This window comes from Ruegeria sp. AI3, assembly GCF_056541245.1.
In genome coordinates, this window is record NZ_JBQFYA010000001.1 from 288,638 (window position 1) to 315,331 (window position 26,694).

Genomic DNA, 26,694 nt, shown 5'->3' on the forward strand with positions numbered 1-26,694 from the left:
CTCAGGATGGGCGTGCAAGTCCGAGGAACTGAATGCACAACGAAGTTTGGAAAATACGTCTGATCAGCCGCACGATTGGCGCGGATCGTGGGCGTGCGGCACGGGGACGCCCAGCACAGGTCTGATTTTGCTCGCAATCTCAATCACCTGAATAATCGGATATCTAAAATGAACGAACAAACTCGCAGCTCTGCAAGAACTGGCGGACGCGCAGCGCGTCGTGCTGCCCGCGCCGCAGCCCTGCCCGACCACCTGCGCCCGGTCCGCCCGGGGATGGAGGGCGGCACCTACAAGCCTCTGACCCAAGCGCAGATGGAGCGTATTCACGAAGCGGCGCTTCAGGCTCTGGAAACTATCGGGCTGGCGGACGCCCCGCAAAGCGGGATCGACTATCTGGTGGGCGCTGGCTGCACTCTAGGCGACGATGGGCGCATTCGTTTCCCTCGCGCACTGGTCGAGGACACGATCGCAAAGGCAAACCGCTCGGTCACTCTGTATAGTCGAAACGGCAAGACGGATTTGGAGCTGAGCGGGACAAAGGTTCACTACGGCACGGCGGGTGCCGCGGTCAGCATGGTCGATGTGGATGGGCGGAATTACCGCGACTCGACCGTGCAGGACCTGCACGATGCTTCTCGCATCTGCGAGCAGCTCGACAATATCCACTTCGTTCAGCGCCCCATGGTGTGTCGTGACATCGCCGACAACCTCGAGATGGACCTGAACACGATCTACGCGGCATGCGCAGGTACGTTCAAACATATCGGCACATCCTTTACAGAACCCAGCCACGTCGCCCCAGCGATGGAGATGATCTACATGATCGCCGGCGGTGAGGATAAATGGCGCGAACGTCCTTTCATCTCGAACTCGAACTGCTTTGTTGTGCCACCTATGAAATTCGCGACCGAAAGCTGCGAGGTCATGGAAGCGGTCATCAAAGCGGGAATGCCGGTCCTGTTGCTGTCGGCTGGCATGGCCGGAGCAACCGCACCGTCGACCATCGCAGGGGCCATCACTCAAGCCACAGCGGAATGCCTGGCCGGTCTGGTCTACGTAAACGCCGTCGTGCCTGGCGCGCCCGCCGTGTTTGGCACGTGGCCATTCGGTCTGGACCTTCGCACCGGAGCAATGTCCGTGGGATCGGGCGAACAGGCCCTGCTGAGCGCGGGATGCGCCCAGATGCACAATTTCTACAACCTTCCGGGTGGAACCGCCGCCGGAGCATCGGATTCGAAACTGCCCGACATGCAGGCTGGGTGGGAGCAGATGTGTTCCAACGTCATGACCGGCCTGTCTGGCGCCAACATGATCTATGAGGCCGCTGGCATGCATGCGTCCCTTCTGGGGTTTTGTCTTGAAAGCCTGATCCTGGGCGATGACCTGATCGGACAAGCGCAGCGCTGTGTGCGCGGGATCGAGGTTTCGGACGAAACTCTGGCGCTGGATCAGATTGCTGAGGTGTGTATGGGCGGGCCCGGCCACTATCTTGGCACTGATGCGACGCTCAGCCGGATGCAGGCGGATTATGTGTATCCGACCTTCGGCGACCGCACCTCACCTAAGGAATGGGCCGAATTGGACAAGCCTGACCTGATCGAAAAAGCAATCGAGCGCAAAAACGAAATCCTCTCCAGCCCGTCTGCAGCGAATTTCGACCCTCTGCTCGACGCGGAAATTCGCGCCAAATTTAACATCCACTTACCGTTGTAAGGCGATGAAAAGCGGCCCGATTTTACTCGGGCCGCTAAAATATCTCAGCAATCAACCGTTGCTTGGGGGAAGCAGACCAGCTTCTTGTGCAATGGCGATTTCATCCGCGTCCAATGCGCCATCCCCATTTGCATCCATGGCCGAGAACGTGTCGGCGTTAACCTCGGGCACGACAGCTTGAACCTCTTCGATGGTCAACACGCCATCTCCATTTGCGTCGGCTGCCGATTGCGCAGTGGCCAGAGTGGGCAGTGCGAGTGCTACCGCCGCGAGAGCGGTCAGATATTTCGGTGTCATAAGTTTGCCTCCTGAGTGAATATTTGGATTTTGCGTCCGGACGAGCGCAAGAAACCTCAGGACTGGGCCAGCGTCACCCGCATAGCGAGATCGAGGCCACTTCGCGCCAATCTCCGCGTGTTTGGCCGAGTCGCCTCTGCGGCTTGTTGCCGGGCAAAAATCCCCCATCGCGCCTCGGCAGAACTTGCCCGACGGTTTTGAGGTGATCTGGCAAAACTCAGCTCAGCGACCGGTCTTTATAGCGTTTCGGGTTAAACCTGAGACACGAATACCCTGCCACGCTTTCAGCGTTCTCGGGACATTCGTGTCACTTGATGGTTCAGGTAAAACCCGAGACGCTTTAGACAAAAAGAAAGGGGGCCGAAGCCCCCTGTCAGTTTCGCCTTCCAGGCTCATTTCGTTGACCGCCCGGTATTTTTTTGCCTGCGGCCTGGACTGCGCATGGGGCGAGCGCACCCGCCCCGTGAAAGAGTGGGAGGGAGCAATATTCCGCCCCACCCTGTTCCCGGCCAACACGGGCATGTCGGCCGAGTGGAACATGGCTTTGATGGTAAGTCTCAGCGCCATGCTCCGTATTCGTCGGGGCCGGTACATAAGGCAGCGACCGACCCCTGCACCCCGGGTTGCCGGGGCGCTAAACTCAGCTACACCCGCTTGTTGCGCCGCAAGTGTTGCATTTCATGCAGGTGCCGTTGCGCACCAGCGTGTAGTTTCCGCATTCGCCGCAGGGGTCTCCCTCATAGCCCTGCATCTTGGCTTTGGTCCGTGCGTCCATGCCGGTCGCCACAGCGGTTTCCGCCGACGCTTCAAACGCGGCTGTCGGTTCGGACATTCCGTTGAGTTCGGCCTGCGGGTTGAACATCGCCAGATCCTGCGGCAAGCGTTTCCGCAGATACCCGGTCGAGCTGATTTGCTTCAACACTTCCAAAGACTTGGACGCCGCGCTGTCGCTAACCTCGGAGACGTTGGAAACGCCTTCTTCCTCACCGCGACCCAGATCATCAAAGCTCGCGCCTTCGGGTTTCACGTGGGCCAGATCGGTGCGGTCCAGATAAGACACGGCCAGTTCGCGGAAGATGTAGTCGAGGATCGACGTCGCGTTCTTGATCGAGTCGTTGCCCTGTACCATCCCAGCCGGTTCGAACTTGGTGAACGTAAAGGCGTCGACGAATTCCTCCAGCGGCACGCCGTATTGCAGGCCGACCGAGACCGCGATGGCAAAGTTATTCATCATCGCCCGGAAGCCAGCACCTTCCTTGTGCATGTCGATGAAGATCTCGCCCAACTTGCCGTCTTCGAACTCACCGGTCCGCAGGTAAACCTTGTGGCCACCGACGATCGCCTTCTGGGTATAGCCCTTGCGGCGATGGGGCAGTTTCTCGCGATGGCTGCGGATCATTTCCTTGACCACGACCTTCTCGATCACCTTCTCGGCCAGAACGACAGCTTTTTCCTGCGTCGATCCGCTTTCCAGCACTTCTGCCGCCTCATCATCATCCTCGACCAGCGCTGCGGCCAGCGGTTGCGACAGTTTCGAGCCGTCACGATACAGCGCGTTCGCCTTCACACCCAGCGACCAGCTGAGTTCGTATGCTTTCTGGCAATCCTCGATGGTTGCGTCATTCGGCATGTTGATCGTCTTCGAGATCGCGCCCGAGATAAAGCTCTGCGCAGCCGCCATCATAGTGATATGGCTGTCAACACCAAGGAAACGCTTGCCTTTCTTGCCGCACGGGTTGGCGCAGTCGAAGATCGAATAGTGCTCTTCCTTCAGATGCGGCGCGCCCTCTAGCGTCATAGTTCCGCAGACATGATCGTTCGCTGCGTCGATATCGGCTTTGGTAAAGCCAAGATGGCGCAGCAGATCAAAGGTTGGATCGTTCAGCTTGGTCGCCGGGATGCCCAACACGCCGGTGCAGAAATCCTCACCCAGTGTCCATTGGTTGAAGACAAACCGGATATCAAAGGCGCTTTCCAGCGCGGCATCCACCTTGGCCAGCTCATTCGGGCCAAAGCCATGACCGGTCAGCGAGGTGTGGTTGATCCCCGGCGCGTTGCCGATGGTGCCGTGCCCAACCGCGTAACCCACGATCTCTTCGATCTGAGACGAGGAATAGCCCAACTTCTCCAGCGCCGACGGCACCGACCGGTTGATGATCTTGAAGTAGCCGCCGCCCGCGAGCTTCTTGAACTTTACCAGAGCAAAATCCGGCTCGATCCCTGTGGTGTCACAATCCATTACCAGACCGATGGTGCCGGTGGGCGCGATCACGGTGGCCTGCGCGTTGCGGTAACCGTTCTGTTCACCAAGGCTCAGTGCCTCGTCCCATGCCGACATGGCCAGATCGACCAGACGTTTGTCCGGGCAGTTGTTGTGGTCCAGAGGCACGGGCTTTACGGCCAGTTTCTCATACCCATTGGCCACGCCTTGCGCTGCACGGCGGTGGTTGCGAATGACGCGCAGCATGTGGTCCGCGTTGCGCTCATAGCCCTTGAACGGACCCAGCTCTCCGGCGATCTCAGCCGAGGTCGCATATGCCACACCAGTCATGATTGCGGTCAGCGCGCCACAGATCGACCGACCCTCGTCCGAGTCGTAGCTGTAGCCCATGTTCATCAGCAGACCGCCGATATTGGCATAGCCCAGACCCAAGGTGCGGAAATCATAGGAGAGTTTGGCGATTTCCTTCGACGGGAACTGCGCCATGGTCACAGAGATTTCCAGAGTCAGGGTCCACAGGCGCGCCGTATGCATGTAATCGGCCGCCTGGAACTCACCATCCTTCAGGAAGGTCAGCAGGTTCATGGACGCCAGGTTACAGGCCGTGTCGTCTAGGAACATGTATTCCGAACACGGGTTCGAGCCGCGAATCTCACCGTCTTCGGGACATGTGTGCCATTCGTTAACGGTGTCATGGAACTGGATGCCCGGATCGGCGCAGGCCCAAGCGGCGTGACCGACTTTCTCCCACAGATCGCGGGCTTTTACGGTCTTGGCGACCTTGCCGTCGGTCCGGTTGATCAATTCCCAATCGGCGTCTTTCTCAACAGCGGTCAGGAAGGCATTGGTCACGCGGATCGAGTTGTTAGAGTTCTGACCCGAGACCGAGCTATAGGCCTCCGAATCCCAGTCCGTATCGTAGGTGGGGAATTCGATGCTGTCGTGGCCCTGTCGCGCATAATCCAACACGCGCTTGATGTAAGTCTCGGGGATCGCGACTTTTTTGGCTTCGCGCACCGCTTTCTTCAGACTGTCGTTCGTATTAGGATCATACGCATCGTCCTGCGCCCCGTTCCAGCTGCGGATGGCCTCGAAAATGCCGTTCAGCATCTTCTCGTGCATCTTCGATCCGGCAACGATCGAGGCCACCTTCTGCTCTTCGATCACCTTCCATTCGATGAATTGCTCGATGTCCGGGTGATCCGCATCGACGATTACCATCTTTGCTGCTCGACGAGTTGTCCCGCCTGATTTGATCGCGCCAGCGGCGCGGTCGCCGATCTTGAGAAAACCCATGAGGCCCGAGGACTTGCCACCACCCGACAGCGCTTCGCCCTCTGCACGCAGGTGGCTGAAGTTGGTGCCGGTGCCCGAGCCATATTTGAACAGGCGCGCCTCGCGCACCCACAGATCCATGATGCCGCCTTCGTTCACCAGATCATCATCGACGGACTGGATGAAGCACGCATGCGGCTGCGGATGCTCATATGCGGATTTCGATTTGGTCAGTTTGCCGGTTTTGTAGTCGACATAGTGGTGCCCCTGCGCCGGGCCGTCGATGCCATAGGCCCAGTGCAGACCCGTGTTGAACCATTGCGGCGAGTTCGGCGCGGCGCGTTGAGTCGCCAGCATGTAGCGCATTTCGTCAAAGTAAGCGCGCGCGTCTTCCTCGGTTGAGAAATAACCGCCTTTCCAACCCCAATAGGCCCAAGCGCCTGCCAAACGGTCAAACACCTGTTTCGAAGATGTCTCACCTTCGAACTCGGCATCGTCAGTCGGGACCGAGCGCCACAGGAATTCAGGAACGTCCTTTTCTTTGACCTTCTTCAGCTTGCTGGGAACCCCCGCCTTGCGGAAGTACTTCTGTGCGATGACATCGCTGGCCACCTGGCTCCAGCTTGAGGGGACCTGGATGTTGTCCAGACGAAAAACAATTGTGCCGTCAGGGTTTCGAATCTCGGACGTTGCCGAGACGAAATCGAGGTCCGCATACGCATCCTGCCCTGATTTGGTAAATCTTCTTTCAATCTTCATGTCCGCCGCCTTTTAATGTCCGTCAACCCTCGCCGCGGCTTGGGAAATGCAAAGCCACCAGCAATGCCGAACCTGACAGACGCAAAGGACCACCCGCTGCCCGTATGAGCGCGATACCGCCACTGCGGTTGCACAAATGTACTCGTGTGCGTTCCGTCCCTGCCCTGCGCCCTCTCCGGCTTTCATACCAGATGTAGTAGCGTCATATTCGGCCCATACAATCTGGCGTATCTTTGCATATCAGGTCAACGACCTTTTTAAGTCATTTTTGAAATCTTTTGTGTTGACCTGTTTGTCGGGTGCTCGGCGATCTGATTCCTCCACAGAATGATCCACGGCGAGACGACGCCGATCGCAAAACCGGCCAGATGAAATTGCCTTTTTTACCAGCATGGTTATCCGGGTTTGATCATCCAGACCTGTGCTGGCTAAGCTGGCAGGGAATCATGTTGTGGCCTTTCGGCCATATCCTTGCGTCAACCCATTGAACAAAGAGCAGGCAAAACGATGAAGTTGCTTCACCTCGCCCCGATAGGCGCCCTGATCGCGGCCTGCACAGCGCAAGAATTGCCAACGGCGTCGCTCAGCGCTCAATTCAGCGCCTACCCCGACAGATTGTTCGAAACCTTCCAGACCAGTTGCGAAGGCCCCGGCGAGACGTTCCTAAAGATCGACGCCAATTCTTTTGAATGCCGCGAGTTTCTACCACCGGACACAACAGCCTTTTTGATTCTCAGCTATGATGGCTCGCCTGAGGATCTGCCGCAGAGCATTATGCGCATGACCTCAACCAAGACCTCTGGCGGGTATCGCGTGGACGCGCGGCTGTTCTTTCAAGTGCCGCAGAAAAGCGGCGCAACCGTCGAAGTTCCCGTTGAAAGCAAAACGCTGGATAAAGCGCTGAGCGCGCTCTACCAAGCGATGGGTGGTTCACCAACATAAGTGAAGAAGTGGTCGGGGCGGCAGGATTCGAACCTACGACCCCCTGTACCCAAAACAGGTGCGCTACCAGACTGCGCCACGCCCCGGACCGTGCGCCGTTCCTAACGATGCTGATCTGATTTGAAAAGCCCTAACAGGGCCAAATCGCACTCGCTTGTGAAAAAATTTCGTGCCGCATCTGGGTGCCGGGCTGAATGCCGTAACGCGCGGACAAACCGGCGTTGATTTCAAGCACGGCAAAGATGTCGCCACCCCCTTCAATCGGGGTCAGATCACCGGGAATCGCACCTTCATGTACGCGCGTCACGACGCCCACCTGGTCCACGAAAATCATATCCAGAGGAATCAGTGTGTTCTTCATCCAGAACGCCACCTGTTGCGGTGGATCGTAGACGAAGAGCATGCCCGACCGGTTCGGCAAATTCTCGCGAAACATAAGCCCACGCGATTTCTCGGGGCCGGTCACGGCCAGTTCGACGTCAAACCGGACATGAGTCTGATCGTTGCGCAACTCGACCCGGTCAGGGCGACATTCGGCGGCCACGCCTTCTGCCAGAAATGTCACACATACTGCCAGAGAAGCCCAAAACCGCATCATGGTGTTAGTGATCCAGCGCCGCTTCCCAAGCCAAGACCTGAGCCGCCATACGGCCCCGTTTGCCATCAATCACCCGCATGGCAAGCGCTTCGCCCGGCTGCAGATCGGCAAGGCCAGAACGGCGGAGAACTTCGATATGCAAAAACACATCCTCATCCCGACCGAACACATTGGCGAATCCGAATCCCTTGCCTTTGTCGAACCATTTCACCCGTGCAGCTTCCAACGGCGCGGCCGCAATCGCCGCCGGATCCAGCTCGGCAAAGTCGGCCAACATCATTGAGTCGGCGCGCACCGGAGGATCGACAGCAACAACTTCGACCGCCTGAACACCGCGATCCGTACGATGGGTCATGATCTCGATGCCTGCCCCATCGGCGACCGAGCTCTGCCCGAAATTCCGCAACACGTTCACATGCAACAGAATATCCGGGCCGCCTTCATCAGACACAACGAACCCGTATCCCTTTGCGGGATCGAACCATTTTACGTGTCCACGAACGCGGTACATGTTGTTCAGGTCTTCAGGCACGGTGTTCCCATCGAATGATTTAGTAGTGCGTTAAGGTTTCGGTTTTTATGGCAATGGCAGGCAAATTCAAGCTGAAAAAAACCTTTGATTTCGGTCTGTTGCATTTCGCGATACGTGAACGTCATGGATTTAACCTCTGCACATCCCAAGCGGAACCCGGATCAGCCCTCCGCCATCTGAACCGATCATGCAGGCGAAATGCGCCATCGGCCCAGAATTCAATTTCAGTCGGAACCAACCGGTATCCTCCCCAAAATGGAGGGCGCGGCGGATTGGATCCAAGTTTTGCCGTCACCTTGGCAACCTCGGCCATCAGTGCTGTCCGGCTGCTCAGGGGTCGCGACTGCTTTGACGCCCAAGCGCCCAGCCGACTTTTCAGCGACCGTGACGCGTAATATTCGTCCGCCTTGGGCCCGCTTTCTCGACTGACTATACCACGAACACGAATCTGACGCCGCAAAGATTTCCAATGCATGACAAAAGCGGCTTTTTCAGCCTGATCCAACTCAGCCGCCTTGGCACTTTCATAGTTGGTATAGAAAACAAAGGCCTCCGGCTCGATGTCTTTCAAAAGAACCATGCGCGCGTTTGGCATGCCATCTTTATCAACGGTCGCCAGCGCAATCGCGTTCGGGTCATTCGGTTCATTCTGTTCGGCCTCACCCAGCCACCGCGCCGCTATTTCAAACGGATCGGAGCCAGCAAAAATGCCATCACGCTCGGTCATTTCCATCCCCTGGAAAGTATTTGTCGGAAGCCTAGGGCGATTACCCGCCGCGGGCAAGACCACACGGCCTTGAAGCAGGGCAGTCAATGGCATAAACCCATCGCAACATAACGCGACGACAGGCGGAGAACCAATCATGTCAAATCAGTTGATGGCCGGAAAACGCGGCCTCATCATGGGACTGGCCAATGACAAATCAATCGCATGGGGAATCGCCCGCGCCTTGTCCAACGCCGGGGCCGAGCTGGCCTTTTCTTATCAGGGTGATGCTCTGAAAAAACGTGTTGACCCTCTGGCAGCGCAACTCGGCAGTGAAATCGTGCTGCCATGTGATGTCAGTGACGAGGGGTCGATCGACGCTCTGTTTACTTCACTCGAAGAGAAATGGGGCAAGCTGGATTTCGTAGTCCACGCCATCGGTTTCTCGGACAAGAACGAACTGCGCGGTCGCTATGTCGACACCAGCCGTGCAAATTTCAAACTGACCATGGATGTGTCGGTCTATTCCTTTACCGCCGTGATGCAGCGGGCCGAAAAGATGATGTCCGAGGGCAGCAGTGCCATTACGCTCACCTATTACGGTGCCGAGCAGGTCATGCCCCACTATAACGTGATGGGTGTCGCCAAGGCTGCGCTTGAGGCTTCGGTCAAGTATCTCGCCGAAGATTTGGGCAAGGACGGTATCCGCGTTAACTCGATCTCGGCCGGACCGATCAAGACGCTGGCCGCCAGCGGCATCGGAGATTTCCGCTACATCATGAAGTGGAACGAATACAACTCGCCCCTGCGCCGCAACGTGACGATCGACGATGTGGGCAACTCGGCCCTGTATCTGCTGTCCGACCTCAGCAGCGGTGTCACCGGTGAGAATCTGCACGTGGATTCGGGGTATCACATCGTTGGTATGAAAGCCGTCGATGCCCCGGACGTTGAAAAGGGTTAAGATAAAATGAGCGCCAAAGACCGCCTGCCCCACGAAAAAGGCTTCCACATCAGCTGGGACCAAATTCACCGCGACTCGCGCGCTCTGGCGTGGCGGCTGGATGGTCAAGGCCCGGATGACGGCGCATGGCGCGCCGTTGTCGCGATCACCCGCGGCGGCATGGCCCCCGCCATGATCGTCAGCCGCGAGCTGGACATCCGCACCGTCGATACAATCAGCGTACGCTCGTATCACCATCAGGAACAAGGCGAGGCCGAAGTTTTGAAGGCACCAGATGCAAATCTGATGGGCGATGGTGAAGGCGTTCTGATCATCGACGATCTGGTCGATAGCGGCAAAACGCTGGAACTGGTGCGCGCGATGTACCCTAAGGCGCATTTCGCCACCGTCTATGCCAAGCCCAAAGGCCGCCCCATGGTGGACACGTTCATCACCGAAGTCAGCCAGGACACGTGGATATTCTTCCCCTGGGATATGGCCCTGCAATATGTCGAGCCTTATCGCGGCACCGACTAACTTCTTCTGTTCAAAAATACCTCGGAGCGCGAGGCAGAGCCTCGCAAAGATTCTGCCATGTCCCAAACACGCACCCGGTCCACCTTCCCGCCACCAGTGATGGAGGCACGGCGTTGGTTGGACGGGGTCGTGTTTCCTGATGACCGGCCCCTCATCAATGTCAGCCAGGCTGCACCGGTTGACCCTCCGCCGTTGTCCATGCGGGAGGCCATGGCAGAGTTCGCTGTAAACGAAGACAGCGCCCATCTCTACGGGCCAGTGCTCGGCAATGCCGATCTCCGCGCCGAATTGGCCGCGGAAATCAGCAATCACTATGCCGGGCAGGTTTCAGCAGATCAGATCGCCATAACGTCGGGCTGCAATCAGGCATTCTCAGCTGTGATTTCATCGCTCACCGACGAGGGGGATGAGGTCATCCTCCCAACCCCATGGTATTTCAATCATAAAATGTGGTTGGACATGGCAGGCGTGCGGGCCGTTGACCTGCCCACGGGCGACGATCTGCTGCCCGATCCAGAGGCGGCGCGCGCTTTGATTACCGAAAAAACCCGCGCCATTTCTCTGGTGACCCCAAATAACCCGGGCGGCGTCGAATACCCGACCGAACTGGTCAGCACCTTCTACGATCTCGCGCGCGATGCAGGTATTCGCCTGCTGGTCGACGAAACCTACCGCGATTTTGACAGCCGCAGCGGTCCTCCGCATGACCTGTTCCAAAAGCACGGCTGGGATGAGACGCTGGTGCATCTTTATTCCTTCTCCAAAGCCTACCGCCTGACCGGACATCGCGTCGGCGCGGTTGCAACCAGCGCAAGCCTGCTGGCCGAGGCCGAGAAATTTCTAGACACCGTCGCCATATGCCCCGGTCAGATCGGCCAGTTTGCCGCCCTGTGGGGCATGCAGAACCTGTCGCAGTGGCTTGCCGGAGAGCGGGACGAAATCCTCGACCGCCGCGCCGCGATTGCTGAAGGCATGCCTCAGCTCGAGGCCCAAGGGTGGCGCCTGCTGGGACTCGGCGCTTATTTCGCCTATCTCGAACACCCGTTCGACCTCCCGTCGGACGAGCTGGCGCAAAGACTGGTGCCCGAGGCCGGTATCCTGCTGCTGCCCGGCACCATGTTCATGCCTGATCATGACCCGGCCGGAAAACGTCAGGTGCGCATCGCCTTCGCCAATCTCGACCGCGCCGGGATCGCCCAATTGTTCGACCGGTTGCAGGCTCTGTCCTTCTAAGCTTGCCCCCCGGCGGTGCCCGTCGTATTCAGGGCCGCAACCAACAGGGCAAGCAGTAAGAGGGCATCATGGCCGCAGGCAAAAACAGCATCTCGAAAACCTTTGTCTGGATTCTGATGGGCCTTCTGTTCGTAGGCCTCGCAGGGTTTGGCGCCACCAGCCTGACCGGCACCATCCGCACGGTTGCGCAGGTCGGGGATGAGAGTATCTCGGTCGACGCCTATGTCCGCGAGCTTCAACGCGAAATCCGCGCGGTTGAGGCGCAGACCGGCCAAGCCCTGCAGATGTCTCAGGCGCGCGAACTGGGTCTGGAACAGCTCGCCCTGTCCCGCCTGACCGCTCTGGCCGCGCTTGATAACGAGGTTGGTCAACTGGGTCTGTCTATCGGCGACGAAAACCTGCAGGACGAGATCGTCTCGATCCCGGCCTTTCAAGGCGTGAACGGCACGTTCGACCGCGAAGCTTATCGCTTTCAGCTGGAACAGATCGGGATGACCGATACCGAGTTCGAATCGGACCTGCGCAAAGAATCCTCGCGCACCATCGTGCAGGGCGCGATCATCGGCGGTGTTGAAATGCCTGCAACGCTGACCGACACTCTGACAGACTATATTGGCGCGCGCCGCAGCTTTACCGTGGCGACTTTGGGTGCGGATGCGCTGGAAACGCCAGTCGGCGATCCGACCGATGCGCAAATCCAAGCCTACTATGACGAGAACACCGACCAATTCACCCTGCCCCGCACCAAGCGTCTGACCTATGCGATCCTGTCGCCAGAAATGCTGCTGGATACGGTCGAAGTGGATGAGGACACGCTGCGCCGCCTCTATGATGAGCGCGCCGACGAATACCAGCAGCCTGAGCGCCGCTTGGTCGAACGCCTGAATTTCCCGGATGAGGACGCCGCGAACAACGCCAAAGCCCAGCTTGAGGTCGGCGGTACAACCTTCGAGCAACTCGTACGCGAACGCGAGCTGGAGCTAAGCGACATTGATCTGGGCGACGTGACTCGCGACGATTTGGGCGAAGCTGCAGATGAGGTCTTTGCCGCGGAGCTGGACTCGGTCGTTGGCCCTTTGCCCTCCGTGTTCGGCCCGGCGCTGTTCCGCATCAACGGCTCTCTGGCGGCCAACAACGTCCCGTTCGAGGATGCCGAGCCTGCCCTGCGGGAAGAACTGGCCTCGGACCGCGCACGTCGTCTGATCGAAGCACAATCCGAAGACATCAACGATATGCTCGCCGGTGGCGCCACGCTGGAAGAGCTGGCCCAGGAAACCGATATGGAGCTGGGCCAAATCGACTGGACCCGCGACAGTGTGGATGAAGTCGCCGCATATGACGGCTTCCGCAGCGCGGCTGAGGCTGTACGCGACGGCGACTTCCCCGAGATCGACTTCCTGGAGGACGGATCAATCTTCGCCCTGCGTCTGAACGAAGAACTGGCGCCGCGCCCGGAGCCTCTGGACAGCGCCCGTGACGGCGTGGCCGCTGCATGGGTTGCCGCCGAGACCGCCAAAGCACTGCAAGAGCAGGCCAATTCTGTTGTCACCACCCTGGCAACAGATGGCGATTTCACCGCCACCGGCCTGCCGTTCCGCGTGGAAAACGCCCTGACGCGGACTGCGTTTCTGGATGACGTCCCCGCAAACTTCATGAACGAAGTTTTCGAGATGGAGCCGGGCGACCTGCGCGTCATTGGCGGCGAAGGAACGGCCCTGATCGTTCGCCTGGACGAGGTTCTGCCTCCTGCAGAAAGTGGTGAGCTACGCCAACTGAGCGACGCCCTGACCGCGCAAATGAATCAGGCACTGGCGCAGAATATCTTTGATGCCTATGTCCGCGACGCCCAAACCCGCGCTCGCCCGGTTGTCGACCAGCAGGCCCTGAACGCCGTGCAGGCGAGTTATTAAACGAGACCCAAATGGCCCTGACACCCGAATATGAAAGCTTCGCGCGCGCCTATGAAGCGGGCGAAAACCAGGTTGTATATACGCGCCTTGCGGCCGATCTCGACACACCTGTCTCGCTGATGCTGAAACTGACAGGGGCGCAGAAGGATGCCTTTGTGCTTGAATCGGTCACCGGTGGCGAAGTGCGCGGGCGCTACTCGATCATCGGTATGAAGCCCGATCTGATCTGGCGTTGCCGGGGCGAGGAGTCCGAGCTGAACCGCTCGGCCCGATTCGATGGCGAAGCCTTCACGCCGCAAGACGGCAATCCGATGGATAATCTGCGCGCGCTGCTGGCCGAAAGCCGCATCGACCTGCCCGATGATCTGCCTCAGGCGGCGGCTGGGCTGTTTGGTTATCTGGGCTATGACATGGTCCGTCTGGTCGAGCATCTGCCCGACGTGAACCCCGACCCACTGGGCCTGCCAGACGCCATCATGCAACGCCCCTCTGTCATTGCGGTGCTGGACGGCGTGAAGGGCGAAGTGACCGTCGTGTCCCCGGCGTGGGTGACCGATGGCCAGTCCGCCAAGGCCGCCTATGCGCAGGCCGCCGAGCGTGTGATGGACGCGGTGCGTGATCTGGAACGTGCCATGCCCGCCGAAACCCGCGATCTGGGCGAAGCGCATGAGGTTGCGCCTCCGGTGTCGAATTTCACCAAATCCGGCTATATGGAGGCGGTCGAAAAGGCCAAGGAGTACATCCGCGCAGGCGATATCTTTCAGGTCGTCCCAGCCCAACGCTGGACGCAGGACTTCCCGCTGCCGCCTTTTGCGCTCTACCGGTCGCTCCGCCGTACGAACCCGTCGCCCTTTATGTTCTACTTCAACTTCGGAGGCTTTCAGGTCGTGGGCGCCAGCCCCGAGATCCTGGTGCGCGTCTTCGGCAGCGAAGTGACTATTCGCCCGATCGCCGGCACCCGCCCTCGCGGCGCGACCCCGGAAGAGGACAAGGCAAATGAACTTGACCTGCTGGACGACAAAAAGGAACTGGCCGAGCATCTGATGCTGCTGGATCTTGGTCGCAACGACACCGGCCGCGTCGCCAAGATCGGCACCGTTCGCCCAACCGAAGAGTTCATCATCGAGCGCTACAGCCACGTGATGCATATCGTCTCGAACGTGGTCGGAGAGTTGGCCGAAGACAAAGACGCACTGGATGCGTTCTTTGCCGGGATGCCTGCGGGCACCGTATCCGGCGCGCCCAAAGTGCGCGCGATGGAGATCATTGATGAGCTGGAGCCCGAAAAGCGCGGCGTTTATGGCGGCGGTGTTGGGTATTTCAGCGCGGGCGGCGACATGGATATGTGTATCGCCCTGCGCACGGCCATCGTGAAGGACCACAAGCTTTATATTCAAGCCGGCGGAGGTGTTGTCTATGACAGCGACCCCGAGGCGGAATATATGGAAACGGTCCATAAATCCAACGCCATACGACGCGCGGCGGCTGATGCGGCCCGGTTCACGGGCAACCGCAACTCATAAAGAAAGGGCGGCTGATCACAGGATCAACCGCCCTTCTCTTTTCTGCGGAAACGTTACTGAACTTCGCGTTTCATAACCGCCGAAATCGGCGCCATGGCAACCCGGTTGCCGCGATCCTCAAGCCCCCACAGCAGCAGAGCCGAGATCGTCTCGGGGCGAACGCGTCCCAGCATCACAACCGTCCCCTCCTGCCCGGCGCGGAACGCTGCCTGATCCAGGAAACGACGCATGATTTTCGGGTCCTGCCGCGCACCATCAATGTCACGGAACACCACGCCCGAGGGGATGCCATTGCGTGCGGCCAGTTTCTGGACCGTGTTCAGCCCGTTATCCTGCGTGATCAACCCACGACCGGTGGCCGCCGCAATCGACGCAACCTGATCGGCCAGTTTGCGATTGCCCTGAATTCCGCTTTCGACCCCTTCCAGAATCCCGACTGTCTCGTGCAGCGTGTCCAACCATACGGCCATCGACACCTCGGCGTCCTGCGCGCTGGCGGATTCATGCAGATCGGCCATGGCCAGAACCTCAAACCCGGCGGCGCGGTGGCGGGCCATTTTCTCGGCGGCGTCGGGATCAGAGGGGCTGATCGCAAAGCTGACGGGATATGGGAAATCCTGCAAAGCTTCGGCTCCGAAAGAGCCCTCATCATCGATCAGGATAATCGACATCAGCGGCTTGGCTTCGGGGTTTTCAAAGCTGGCAGCGTAGTCCTCGATCGGCTTTCCGGTCATCTCTTCTACGACTGCTTCATCGGCTTCGACCGGGGCATCGTCTCGTTCGGTCAGGGGGACAACGCGCGTGCCAACCAGTGAGTTGGTCGAGGTCGTATCCTCTCCGCCGATTTGGGGGAGTGCGGCCAGTTTGGGCAGATTGCGGGGTAAGGTGTCCTCATCCCCTTCCACAGCGATTGGGCTGTTTTCAAAGGGATTCTCTTCATCCAACTCAGCCTCTTCCGGTGCAAGCTGCGACGGCAGTTCAGGCAAAAGCGTCGCCACATCTTCTGGCTCGTCAGAGGGTTCCGGGGCTTCATCCACAACAACAGGTGCCGCGTCTGTTTCCGGCAAGGTGGGGGCGGTAATAGGTGCCTGCGGAGCAGCCGGCGCGTCGGTCATGACGGTCACGCTGGTTTGATCTTCGGCCTCAGGTTCCTGCAACGCGTCCTCGGCCTCAGCCACGACGGGCTGTTCGTCGGGCACCGTTTCCAGATCGGACAGATCAAGCGCCTCATCCGGCTCTTCGGCGGGTTTCGGCCCAGCAGGCGGCAATTCGACAAGATCCGCATCCGACGGGGTCTCGGCGATTTGTTCCGGTGCTTCGGGTGTTTCCACATCCACCGGTTCGGGAGCCTGGGTCTTGACCACCGGCTTATCGGCCAGCGGTGTGTTGAGCGACAACATCACCCCTACGATCAAAACAACGACCGCCCCGACGATCATTCCTCCGAAAAATCCACGCATTGCTCGTGCCTCTCGCCTTCTTATCTTGCCTCGCCCATCCTACGCCATCTTCTGTGGCGCTCGACCTGATGGCGTGTCAAGAACGGGATGTCCTCTTGACGCTGCCTCACAAGCCTGAGCATGTATGTCCGGACATTATACCGTGGCCCGGGGCTGCATCGCCAGCCTGAAATGCCCAAGCGAAGACAAGTGCCAAATGCTGCTGCTGATCGACAACTACGACTCGTTTACCTACAACCTGGTGCATTATCTGGGCGAACTTGGGGCCGAAATGGTCATTCGCCGAAATGATGCGCTGGACGTGCAAGAGGCCATGGCGATGAATCCCGCCGGTATCCTGCTGAGCCCCGGACCCTGCGACCCGGATCAGGCGGGCATCTGTCTTGCCCTGACCGAAGCTGCGGCCGAAACCAAAACTCCGCTTTTGGGTGTCTGCCTGGGGCATCAGACCATCGGGCAATCCTTTGGCGGCAAGGTCGTGCGCTGCCATGAGATCGTGCATGGCAAGATGGGCACCATGAACCACACCGGCAAAGGTGTTTTCGCCGGGCTTCCTTCACCCTTTGAGGCCACGCGCTATCACTCGCTGGTGGTTGAACGCGAGAGCCTACCCAACTGCCTCGAGATCACGGCAGAGCTGGAAGACGGCACCATCATGGGTCTGCAACACAAAGAGCTGCCCATCCACGGCGTCCAGTTCCACCCGGAATCCATCGCTTCCGAGCATGGCCACGCCCTGCTAAAGAACTTCCTGCAAGAGTTGAAAGTCCCCGCATGAGCGACGCCCTGAAACCGCTGATCGGAGCGTCCGCCGACCGCCCCTTGACCCGTGCCGAGGCCGAGCAGGCCTTTGCCATCCTCTTCGACGGCGAAGCCACGCCCAGCCAGATTGGCGGTCTGTTGATGGCGATGCGCACGCGTGGCGAGACGGTCGAGGAGTACGCCGCCGCCGCCGCCGTGATGCGCGCCAAATGTAATGCGGTGAACGCACCCGACGGCGCGATGGACATCGTCGGAACGGGCGGTGACGGCAAGCACACCCTCAATATCTCCACCGCGACGGCCTTTGTGACTGCCGGGGCCGGTGTGACGGTCGCCAAACACGGCAACCGCAATCTCAGCTCGAAATCGGGGACCGCTGATCTGCAGTCGCAGATGGGGATCAACGTGATGGTCGGCCCTCAAGTGGTTGAAAAGGCGCTGAATGAAGCCGGTATCTGCTTCATGATGGCCCCCATGCATCACCCTGCGATCGCTCATGTCATGCCCTCGCGACAAGAGCTTGGAACCCGCACGATCTTCAACATTCTCGGGCCATTGACCAACCCTGCAGGCGTGAAGCGTCAGCTAACCGGTGCCTTCACGCGCGAGCTGATCCGTCCTATGGCCGAAACGCTGGGTCTGCTGGGGTCCGAGCGCGCGTGGCTGGTACATGGTTCAGACGGCACGGATGAACTGACAATCACCGGCATCAGCTGGGTCGCCGCTTTGGAAGACGACCGCATCAAGGAGGTCGAACTGCATCCCGAAGATGCTGGCCTGCCCGTCCATCCGTTCGAAGACATCGTCGGCGGCGCACCCGAAGACAACGCCGTCGCGTTCCGCGCTCTGCTCGACGGCGCGCCCTCGGCCTACCGCGATGCGACGCTGTTGAACGCGGCGGCCGCTCTGGTCGTGGCTGATGCCGCGTCAGATCTGCGCGAAGGTGTTGAAATGGCTGCTGAAAGCATCGACAGTGGCAAAGCAAAAGAAAAAGTTACCGCACTAGCGCGGATCACACAGGAAGCTGCATGACCGAGACCGTTCTGGACAAAATCAAAGCCTACAAGCTGGAAGAAATCGAAGCGGACAAGGCGCAAAAATCCCTGGATGAGCTTGAAAGCGAAGCCAGGAGCGCACCCGAGGTTCGCGGCTTTGCCGAAGCTCTGCGTAAAGCCGCCCGGTCTGGCTATGGCCTGATTGCCGAGGTGAAAAAGGCCAGCCCGTCCAAAGGTTTGATCCGTCCCGACTTTGATCCGCCGCTTCTGGCGAAGGCCTATGAAGAAGGTGGTGCGGCTTGTTTGTCGGTTTTGACGGATACGCCCAGTTTCCAAGGTGCCAAGGAATACCTGACCGCCGCACGTGCCGCGACCAACCTGCCTGCGCTGCGCAAGGATTTCATGTATGACCCTTATCAGGTGGTCGAAGCACGCGCTTTGGGCGCTGACTGCATTCTGATCATCATGGCCTCGGTCGAGGACAGTCAGGCCGCCGAGTTGGAGCAAACGGCGTTTGACTGGGGCATGGACGTCCTGATCGAGGTTCATGATCAGGAAGAGTTAGAGCGCGCAACGGAACTCAAGAGCCCGCTGATCGGGATAAATAACCGCAATCTCAAGACCTTCGAGACCACTCTGGATACAACGCGCCGCCTGTCCAAGTTGGTGCCTGGAGATCGCACCATCGTCTGTGAAAGCGGCTTGGGTACACCCGAGGATCTGGCGGATATCGCTCGTTACGGCGCGCGCTGCTTTCTGATCGGTGAAAGCCTGATGCGGCAGGATGACGTTACCTCGGCCACCCGCCACATCCTCTCCAACCCGCTGATACCCGGGGTGATGTGATGCCTCTCACCCATTTTGATGCGCAGGGACAGGCTCATATGGTCGATGTCTCGGAGAAAGAGGTGACCGACCGCGTGGCCGTGGCCGCCGGCCACATCAAGATGGCCCGAGAAACCTTTGATTTAATTTCAGAAGGTCGCGCCAAGAAAGGTGACGTACTGGGTATCGCACGGCTTGCGGGAATCATTGGGGCCAAGAAAACTCCGGACCTGATCCCGCTTTGCCACCCTCTGCCGGTGACCAAGGTCGCGGTCGAGTTGACGCTTGATCCCGACCTGCCCGGCGTTCAGATTGAGGCGACCGTCAAGACCTCGGGCCAGACAGGCGTTGAGATGGAGGCCCTGACCGCCGTCTCGACAGCGGCGCTGACGGTCTATGACATGACCAAGGCGGTCGACAAAGCGATGGAGATCGGCGGCATTCGCTTGTTGTTGAAAGACGGCGGTAAATCAGGGCGTTACGAAGCGACATGATCACTGTCGAAGACGCCCGCGCCCTGCTTTTTGATCTGGTTGAGACCCTTCCCGTAGAAACCGTCCTTCTGGCCGAGGCCGCAGGTCGTGTCCTGTCGCAGGACGTGAGCGCAACGCGCGATCAACCGCCTTTCGCGGCCTCATCCATGGATGGCTATGCAGTCAAAGCGGCCGAGGTCGAATTGCACGCCATGTTCAAACTGGTGGGTGAATCGGCAGCCGGAAACCGCTTTGACGGCGTGGTGGGTCCGGGTCAGGCCGTGCGGATATTCACCGGCGCGCCGGTGCCGGAAGGTGCTGATTTCGTTGTGATTCAGGAAGATGTTGATCGTAAGGGCGACCTGATCACCATCAGCGACGATCCCGGCCAAAAGACCAACATCCGACCGGCGGGCATTGACTTCACAAAGGGCACCACAATCACCGCCCCGCGCGTGATCCGCCCCGAGGATATGGCGCTTATGGCGGCGATGAATATCCCTCAGGTCCCCGTGACGCGGAAACCTCAGATCGCGTTGATCTCGACCGGGGATGAGTTGGTGATGCCCGGAGAGGTTCCGGGTCCGGATCAGATCATCGCGTCCAATACGTTCGGCCTGAAGGCGCTGTTGGAGCGTGAGGGCGCGCATGTTCGCATCCTCCCCATCGCGCGGGATACCGCATCGTCGCTGGAAACCGCCTTTGGGCTGGCCAAAGGTGCGGATCTGGTGGTCACGATCGGAGGCGCCTCTGTCGGCGACTATGATCTTGTTTCTGACGTCTCCGAGGCGTTGGGCATGGATAGGTCCTTCTACAAAATCCGTATGCGACCCGGAAAACCTCTGATGGCGGGTCGCATGGGGGATGCAGCGATGGTCGGACTGCCTGGAAACCCTGTGAGCGCAATGGTTTGCGGCTATTTGTTCCTTGTTCCTCTGGTACGGCGGATGCTGGGGCTGGAGGCCATTCTCAACCCGTTCAAAACGACCGTATTGACGGAACCGCTTGCAGCCAATGGTCCGCGTGAACACTACATGCGCGCTGTTTTCGATGAAAACGGCATTCGGGCCTGCGCGGATCAGGACAGTTCTTTGCTGAGCGTTCTGGCCGACGCCAATGCTCTGCTGATGCGCCCGCCTCAGGATCCGGCCTTGCCCGTAGGGGCCAAAGTTCAGTACCTGCCGCTGTAGAACATCCTCAAAATCGTTGACACAAAACGTGAACATGCGTAGAACAAATGCAAACGCATAAGCGACGAGGTATGAGCGATGCTGACCAAGAAGCAGCTGGATTTGCTGGAATTCATCCACAAACGCGTACAAGCAGACGGCGTTCCGCCCAGCTTTGACGAAATGAAGGCGGCGTTGGACCTTCGATCCAAATCCGGCATCCACCGACTGATCACAGCGCTTGAAGAACGCGGCTTTATCCGGCGTCTGGCGCACCGCGCCCGCGCGATTGAGATTGTCAAACTTCCAGAGAGCTTAGGCGGAGAGCCCACGGCGGGCTTCACCCCCCGCGTGATCGAGGGCGACAAGCCCGAAGGCCCGCGCCCTGCCAATTTCGAGCCGGTTTCGGTCGACGCGATGGAACTGCCGGTTATGGGCCGGATCGCAGCCGGTGTGCCGATCGAGGCGATCAGCCATGTCTCACACCGCGTGGCGGTGCCCGGCCCGATGGTCTCGGGTCAAGGGTCGCATTACGCGCTTGAGGTCCGCGGAGATTCGATGATCGACGCCGGGATCAACGACGGCGATGTTGTGGTGATCCGCGAAACCTCAACCGCAGACAATGGCGATATCGTTGTTGCTCTCGTCGAGGATCAGGAGGCGACGCTGAAACGGTTCTTCCGCCGTGGCAAAGCCATTGCGCTGGAGGCCGCGAACCCCGCCTATGAAACCCGCGTTCTACCGCAGGAAAAGGTCAAGGTTCAGGGCCGTCTGGTCGGGTTGATCCGGACCTACTGATTGTCCGTTTTCGCGCGGGTCCCCGTGGCTTTCGGGGACCACAGCCGGTTGCCGGATATGTCGGCGCTTGAGGTCATTTTCCCGCCTGAAATTGACAGGCTTCCGGTTTCATACAGCCGGTCCGGGTCGAAGATGGTGCAACCTCCACTAAGTTTCAGATCGACCGAAGACACAATGATCTGACCGGTTTTGCATTCGTCAAACTCAAGCGCCGCGCGTTTGCCGGTGAGGTGGATCACCTCGGCCCCGGTTAGAGCGATCCTTTGAACCCGATCCGCATTGCCAGGCCATCGACTGGCCGCCTGCCCTTGCGTCAGACCGTCTCCGTCATTCTCAAGCCAGACCGTGGCCACGAATCCACTGCCCTTTTCTTTGCTGAGCGCGCGGCCCTCTCTGGTCAAGACGCCGACCAGCCCACCGGATTCGGCGATCAGAACCTCAGGCCGACTGTCCGAGGTCCAAAGCGCGAAAGCCACGACCACCGGAGCCACCCCGACCCATCGCGCACGGCCCTGCCACAAAGCCAGCCAAAGCGCCCCTAACGCGATCATGGGCAGAACAAACCATGGCGGGCCGACCACATAGCCCTGAGATCCGTCCAACCCGGACACCCAGTTCGCGATCATTAATATCCAACGCAGTCCAAGCCCCATGACCTCAAGCGCGATCCACTCCAGCCCGAAAGGTGCCAACAGCGCCGAGACAACGGCTGCGGGCACGACGATGAACCCCATGACCGGCACGGAAAGCAGATTGGCCAGCAGGCCGTAATGCGACATCGTATTGAAATGCGCAGCTCCGATAGGTGCGGTTGCAAGGCCCGCGATGGCAGAGGACATCAGAAGGCCAATAGCGGCTTTGGACCATTTCGGCCCCGGCATCGGCCCAAAATCACGCAGCGCTCCGAACACAGCGACCAGAGCGGTGGTCGCCGCGAAAGACATTTGAAAGCCGGGGCTGAGCAGGGTTTCGGGGCGAAGGGTCAACACGATCAATGCAGCCACCGCGACGGCCCTCAGCGAAATGGCGCGCCGGTCGATCAGAACTGCTCCGAACATGACGCTGACCATGACAAAGGCCCGTTCGGTCGCGACATTGCCGCCGGACAGCATCAGGTAAATAACGGCGGCCAACAACGCACATCCAGCGGCGAGTTTGCGGACGGGTACACGGAGGGCCAGCGCGGGGATTGCAGACAATCCAACGCGGCAGACCATGAAGACAAACCCGGTCAGAAGCCCCATATGCAGGCCCGATATCGCCAACAGATGCGCTAGATTTGACGCGCGCAGCGCATCGAGCGTGTCCTGCCCCATGCCGCTGCGGTCGCCTGTTGTAACAGCGGCTGCGAACCCGCCGACCTCACCCGGAAGATGGGCCCGCACGTGGTCTGAGATTGCCATGCGAATGGCCGTGACCCGAACGCCCTTCACCGCGTCCTGCGGCGGCGCGATGGTCATCACCGGTACCCGGGTGTACCCAACGGCACCCAGTCCCTGAAACCAGGCGTGACGACGGAAATCGAACCCTCCGGGCTCGACAGGGCCTTGCGGCGGGGACAGATGCGCCGTGGTCATGATCCGTTGTCCCGGCGCGATGGGCCCGACCTGGGAATGAACGGAAAGACGGATGCGCTGCGGACGTCGGTGCTCTGGCACGTCCCCTACCCGCACCTGATCCAACGTCAATCGCAGCGCATCCGAGGCGGAGCGGTCCATGGCAACGACCCTCCCCTCGACAGGGCCATAGTATCGCCACGACAGAACCGGTTCCGCCACCATGTGGGCGCGGGCACCTGCCAGCAGAAAGCCAGCCGCCACCAGCGCCCCCCCGATTGCCAACGCGCCCCATCCGGCGGGCAACACACGACCCAAGCCGATCAAAGCCAAACCTGCGACGGCCAAACCCAGGTACAAAGGCCCCTCAGGTTCGAACCGCAATCCGAAATAGAGACCGATCCCAAGGGCCAAACACACCGGAGACCACGGAAACAAAAACCCGATCTGGTTCAGCAGCGCCAACCGGATCTGTGCGAGAACGCGCATGGTTGCCCCCGTCCTTGAGGCTCGTTAGACAGGCGCCAAGCTAAGCCCATCGCGGTTACCAAAAGGTTAATCAACACAATGTCCGATCAGGTCGTCACCCGTTTCGCCCCTTCGCCTACCGGTTTTCTTCACATTGGCGGCGCGCGCACTGCGCTGTTCAACTGGCTCTATGCGCGTGGACGCGGCGGTAAGTTCCTGTTGCGGATTGAGGACACGGACCGCGAACGTTCGACCCCTGAGGCCACGGCGGCCATCCTGCAAGGGATGGAGTGGCTAGGTCTGGATCATGACGGAGATGTCATCAGCCAGTTCGAAGGGGCTGCGCGCCACGCCGAGGTGGCGCATCAGCTTCTGGCCGAAGGCAAAGCCTACAAATGTTTCTCGACTCAGGACGAAATCGCGGCCTTTCGTGAGCAGGCGCGGGCCGAGGGTAAATCGACCCTGTTCCGCAGCCCGTGGCGCGATGCTGATCCGGCCACGCATCCGGATATGCCCTTCGTGATCCGCATCAAGGCCCCGCAAGACGGTGCCACCGTGATCCGTGACCAAGTGCAGGGTGACGTTACCATCCGGAACGACCAGTTGGACGACATGATTCTGCTGCGCTCGGATGGGACACCGGTCTATATGCTCGCGGTTGTGGTGGATGACCACGACATGGGGGTGACCCATGTGATCCGGGGTGACGATCACCTGAACAACGCTGCGCGCCAGATGATGATCTACGAGGCGATGGGCTGGGATGTTCCGGTCTGGGCCCATATCCCACTGATACACGGGCCCGACGGCAAGAAGCTGTCGAAACGTCACGGGGCCCTCGGCGCGCAGGAATATCAGGCGATGGGCTACCCCGCCGCAGGGATGCGCAACTATCTGGCCCGGCTCGGCTGGAGCCACGGCGACGACGAGTTCTTTACCGATGAACAGGCCAAAGAATGGTTCGATCTGGGCGGAATCGGCAAAAGCCCGGCGCGGTTCGATCTGAAAAAGCTCGAGAACCTGTGCGGCCAGCATATTGCGATCTCAGATGATGCTGCGCTGCGGCGTGAAATCGAAGCCTACTTGGCGGCGGCCGACCTGCCACCTCTCTCAGAAACACAATCCAGTGATCTGGAAAGCGCGATGTATTGTCTCAAGGACCGCGCTCGGACTTTCCCGGAACTGCTTGAAAAAGCGTATTTTGTACTGACCTCGCGCCCCATCGAGTGCGATGAGAAAGCCCAAAAGGCGCTGTCATCTGTATCCGATGGTATACTGAGTGAATTGACGCCGCAGCTGCAAAATGCTAGCTGGTCCCGGAACGAGCTGGAGGAGGCTCTGAATTCCTTTGCAGAAGCAAAGGAGGTCAAGTTCGGTAAGCTGGCAGGCCCGCTTCGGGCGGCATTGGCGGGTCGGGCAGTCACTCCTTCGGTTTTTGACATGATGCTTGTGCTGGGGCGCGATGAAACCCTGGCGCGGCTTTCTGAAGCAGCGGATTAAACCCAATCTTCATATTCGGGTAACGCTGCACCGCTAACACACCCGGGCTGCGCGCCCGCGCGCAGCCATTGCCCGCAGGTCAGGGCAATGAACTGACCTGCGCACAAATGAAGAAGGGACAACCATGACTGATAGCAATAAGACAGCAACTCTGACCGTCCATGGCAAAGAGTATGAGTTGCCCGTTCACTCTCCAACTGCCGGGCCTGATGTTGTCGATATTCGCAAGCTTTACGGTCAGGCAGGTGTGTTCACCTACGATCCCGGCTTTACTTCGACTGCCAGCTGCGACAGCACCATCACCTATATCGACGGCGACAAAGGTGAGCTGCTGCACCGCGGCTATCCGATTGATCAGCTGGCCGAGAAATCCCACTTCCTCGAAGTCTGCTACCTGCTTCTTTACGGAGAACTGCCGGGCGCGAACGATCTCGAAACATTCGAATCCACGATCACGCGTCACACCATGCTGCACGAGCAGATGCAATATTTCTACCGCGGCTTCCGTCGCGACGCGCACCCGATGGCCATCATGGTCGGTGTTGTCGGCGCGATGTCGGCCTTCTATCACGATTCGACCGACATCTCGGACCCGCATCAGCGTGAGGTCGCCTCGCACCGCCTGATCGCCAAGATGCCGACGATTGCGGCCTGGGCCTACAAATACCACACAGGTCAGCCCTTCGTGTATCCGCGCAACGATCTGGACTATGCGTCGAACTTCCTGCGCATGTGCTTCAGCGTTCCGGCCGAAGAGTATGAGGTGAACCCGATCCTCAGCCGTGCGATGGATCGCATCTTTACCTTGCACGCGGATCACGAACAGAACGCCTCGACCTCGACCGTGCGTCTGGCATCGTCTTCGGGTGCGAACCCGTTTGCCTGTATCGCCGCCGGTATCGCCTGCCTCTGGGGTCCGGCGCATGGTGGTGCGAACCAGGCTTGCCTTGAGATGCTGGAAGAGATCGGCACCGTCGATCGTATCCCCGAATACATAGCCCGCGCCAAGGACAAGAACGATCCGTTCCGCCTGATGGGCTTCGGTCACCGGGTTTACAAAAACTTCGATCCGCGTGCGAAGGTCATGAAGCAATCGGCGGATGAAGTGTTGGATCTGCTGGGTGTCGAAAACAACCCCAAGCTTCAGGTCGCAAAAGCGCTGGAAAAACAGGCGCTGGAAGATCCGTATTTCGCCGAGAAAAAGCTGTTCCCGAACGTGGACTTCTATTCGGGCATCATCCTCGAGGCGATGGGCTTCCCAACCTCGATGTTCACACCGATCTTCGCCCTGTCGCGCACTGTTGGCTGGGTTAGCCAGTGGAAAGAGATGATCGCCGATCCTCAGAACAAGATTGGCCGCCCGCGTCAGCTGTATCTAGGCGAAACACTCCGCGACTACGTGGATATCGAAAAGCGCTGAACCGCGCGTCAAACCAAACAGAACCAAGGCTCCGGACGTTCTCCGGGGCCTTTTTTGATCCTGAGTTGTTGTAGCGCTG

Annotated in this window: 22 protein-coding genes and 1 tRNA gene; 15 read left to right on the forward strand and 8 right to left on the reverse strand. The window is 59.3% G+C overall.

The annotated features are described in order from the left end of the window. Positions 1–168 precede the first annotated feature (168 nt). On the forward strand, positions 169–1,713 hold the full coding sequence (locus tag ACRZ95_RS01450) for a trimethylamine methyltransferase family protein (RefSeq protein WP_170676110.1): 1,545 nt from the start codon (positions 169–171) through the stop codon (positions 1,711–1,713). 51 nt (positions 1,714–1,764) lie between these two features. On the opposite strand, the gene ACRZ95_RS01455 is transcribed toward ACRZ95_RS01450, so the two are convergent. Beyond that, positions 1,765–2,010 (reverse strand): EF-hand domain-containing protein, encoded by a 246-nt coding sequence (locus ACRZ95_RS01455; RefSeq protein WP_170638644.1) that lies wholly within the window; start codon positions 2,008–2,010, stop codon positions 1,765–1,767. Between the two features lie 640 nt (positions 2,011–2,650). Next, entirely contained in the window at positions 2,651–6,265 is a 3,615-nt protein-coding gene (locus ACRZ95_RS01460) for a vitamin B12-dependent ribonucleotide reductase (protein ID WP_170676111.1), read from the reverse strand. A 507-nt stretch (positions 6,266–6,772) separates the two neighbouring features. Between ACRZ95_RS01460 and ACRZ95_RS01465 the strand changes: the two genes are divergently transcribed. After that, a complete protein-coding gene (locus ACRZ95_RS01465) occupies positions 6,773–7,207 on the forward strand; it encodes a hypothetical protein (protein ID WP_170676112.1) in 435 nt (144 codons plus the stop codon). A 9-nt stretch (positions 7,208–7,216) separates the two neighbouring features. Here the strand turns inward: ACRZ95_RS01465 and ACRZ95_RS01470 are convergent. The 4 genes from ACRZ95_RS01470 to pdxH all read right to left on the reverse strand — a co-directional run bounded on the left by ACRZ95_RS01470 (position 7,217) and on the right by pdxH (position 9,064). After that, positions 7,217–7,293 (reverse strand) — tRNA-Pro (locus tag ACRZ95_RS01470). 44 nt (positions 7,294–7,337) lie between these two features. Beyond that, the gene (locus ACRZ95_RS01475) at positions 7,338–7,805 is read right to left on the reverse strand and encodes a DUF192 domain-containing protein (protein WP_170676113.1); all 468 of its coding nucleotides are present in this window, start codon (positions 7,803–7,805) and stop codon (positions 7,338–7,340) included. A 4-nt stretch (positions 7,806–7,809) separates the two neighbouring features. Then, positions 7,810–8,337 (reverse strand): cold-shock protein, encoded by a 528-nt coding sequence (locus ACRZ95_RS01480; RefSeq protein ID WP_170373801.1) that lies wholly within the window; start codon positions 8,335–8,337, stop codon positions 7,810–7,812. A 121-nt stretch (positions 8,338–8,458) separates the two neighbouring features. Further along, positions 8,459–9,064, reverse strand: coding sequence for a pyridoxamine 5'-phosphate oxidase (gene pdxH, locus ACRZ95_RS01485; RefSeq protein WP_170676114.1), 606 nt, complete (start codon positions 9,062–9,064; stop codon positions 8,459–8,461). Positions 9,065–9,200: 136 nt separating this feature from the next. Here pdxH and fabI point away from each other — a divergent pair, with 136 nt between their 5' ends. The 5 genes from fabI to trpE all read left to right on the forward strand — a co-directional run bounded on the left by fabI (position 9,201) and on the right by trpE (position 15,189). Next, positions 9,201–10,007 carry an enoyl-ACP reductase FabI gene (gene fabI / locus ACRZ95_RS01490; RefSeq protein ID WP_170676115.1) on the forward strand — a complete coding sequence of 269 codons (807 nt, stop codon included), beginning with the start codon at positions 9,201–9,203 and terminating at the stop codon, positions 10,005–10,007. A 6-nt stretch (positions 10,008–10,013) separates the two neighbouring features. Beyond that, positions 10,014–10,523: a xanthine phosphoribosyltransferase gene (gpt, locus tag ACRZ95_RS01495; RefSeq protein ID WP_170373804.1), complete on the forward strand. Its 510-nt coding sequence runs from the start codon at positions 10,014–10,016 to the stop codon at positions 10,521–10,523. A gap of 57 nt (positions 10,524–10,580) precedes the next feature. Then, positions 10,581–11,756, forward strand: a complete 1,176-nt coding sequence (locus ACRZ95_RS01500) for an aminotransferase (RefSeq protein WP_170676116.1) — start codon at positions 10,581–10,583, stop codon at positions 11,754–11,756. 68 nt (positions 11,757–11,824) lie between these two features. Next, entirely contained in the window at positions 11,825–13,666 is a 1,842-nt protein-coding gene (locus ACRZ95_RS01505; RefSeq protein WP_170676117.1) for a SurA N-terminal domain-containing protein, read from the forward strand. Between the two features lie 11 nt (positions 13,667–13,677). Further along, the gene (gene trpE / locus ACRZ95_RS01510) at positions 13,678–15,189 is read left to right on the forward strand and encodes an anthranilate synthase component I (protein WP_170676118.1); all 1,512 of its coding nucleotides are present in this window, start codon (positions 13,678–13,680) and stop codon (positions 15,187–15,189) included. A 53-nt stretch (positions 15,190–15,242) separates the two neighbouring features. On the opposite strand, the gene ACRZ95_RS01515 is transcribed toward trpE, so the two are convergent. Then, complete coding sequence (locus tag ACRZ95_RS01515; RefSeq protein ID WP_170676119.1) at positions 15,243–16,649, reverse strand: divergent polysaccharide deacteylase family protein; 1,407 nt, start codon at positions 16,647–16,649, stop codon at positions 15,243–15,245. Between the two features lie 196 nt (positions 16,650–16,845). Here ACRZ95_RS01515 and ACRZ95_RS01520 point away from each other — a divergent pair, with 196 nt between their 5' ends. From ACRZ95_RS01520 to lexA, 6 genes are all read left to right on the forward strand, one after another. After that, the gene (locus tag ACRZ95_RS01520) at positions 16,846–17,427 is read left to right on the forward strand and encodes an aminodeoxychorismate/anthranilate synthase component II (protein ID WP_170659780.1); all 582 of its coding nucleotides are present in this window, start codon (positions 16,846–16,848) and stop codon (positions 17,425–17,427) included. Further along, positions 17,424–18,443, forward strand: coding sequence for an anthranilate phosphoribosyltransferase (gene trpD, locus ACRZ95_RS01525; RefSeq protein WP_170676120.1), 1,020 nt, complete (start codon positions 17,424–17,426; stop codon positions 18,441–18,443). Before ACRZ95_RS01520 ends, trpD begins: the two co-directional genes overlap by 4 nt. Then, complete coding sequence (gene trpC / locus ACRZ95_RS01530; RefSeq protein ID WP_170676121.1) at positions 18,440–19,252, forward strand: indole-3-glycerol phosphate synthase TrpC; 813 nt, start codon at positions 18,440–18,442, stop codon at positions 19,250–19,252. Before trpD ends, trpC begins: the two co-directional genes overlap by 4 nt. Next, positions 19,252–19,725, forward strand: a complete 474-nt coding sequence (gene moaC / locus ACRZ95_RS01535; protein ID WP_170676122.1) for a cyclic pyranopterin monophosphate synthase MoaC — start codon at positions 19,252–19,254, stop codon at positions 19,723–19,725. Before trpC ends, moaC begins: the two co-directional genes overlap by 1 nt. Continuing rightward, positions 19,722–20,894, forward strand: a complete 1,173-nt coding sequence (locus ACRZ95_RS01540; protein WP_170676123.1) for a molybdopterin molybdotransferase MoeA — start codon at positions 19,722–19,724, stop codon at positions 20,892–20,894. The genes moaC and ACRZ95_RS01540 overlap by 4 nt, the downstream gene beginning before the upstream one ends. A 78-nt stretch (positions 20,895–20,972) precedes the next feature. Further along, positions 20,973–21,671, forward strand: coding sequence for a transcriptional repressor LexA (gene lexA, locus ACRZ95_RS01545; protein ID WP_170548481.1), 699 nt, complete (start codon positions 20,973–20,975; stop codon positions 21,669–21,671). On the opposite strand, the gene ACRZ95_RS01550 is transcribed toward lexA, so the two are convergent. Then, positions 21,665–23,716 carry a ComEC/Rec2 family competence protein gene (locus ACRZ95_RS01550; RefSeq protein WP_170676124.1) on the reverse strand — a complete coding sequence of 684 codons (2,052 nt, stop codon included), beginning with the start codon at positions 23,714–23,716 and terminating at the stop codon, positions 21,665–21,667. The genes lexA and ACRZ95_RS01550 overlap by 7 nt on opposite strands. A gap of 78 nt (positions 23,717–23,794) precedes the next feature. On the opposite strand from ACRZ95_RS01550, the gene gltX reads away from it, so the two are divergent. Then, positions 23,795–25,195: a glutamate--tRNA ligase gene (gene gltX / locus ACRZ95_RS01555; protein ID WP_170676125.1), complete on the forward strand. Its 1,401-nt coding sequence runs from the start codon at positions 23,795–23,797 to the stop codon at positions 25,193–25,195. Between the two features lie 124 nt (positions 25,196–25,319). After that, a complete protein-coding gene (gene gltA / locus ACRZ95_RS01560; RefSeq protein ID WP_170676126.1) occupies positions 25,320–26,615 on the forward strand; it encodes a citrate synthase in 1,296 nt (431 codons plus the stop codon). The last annotated feature ends 79 nt before the right edge of the window (positions 26,616–26,694 follow it).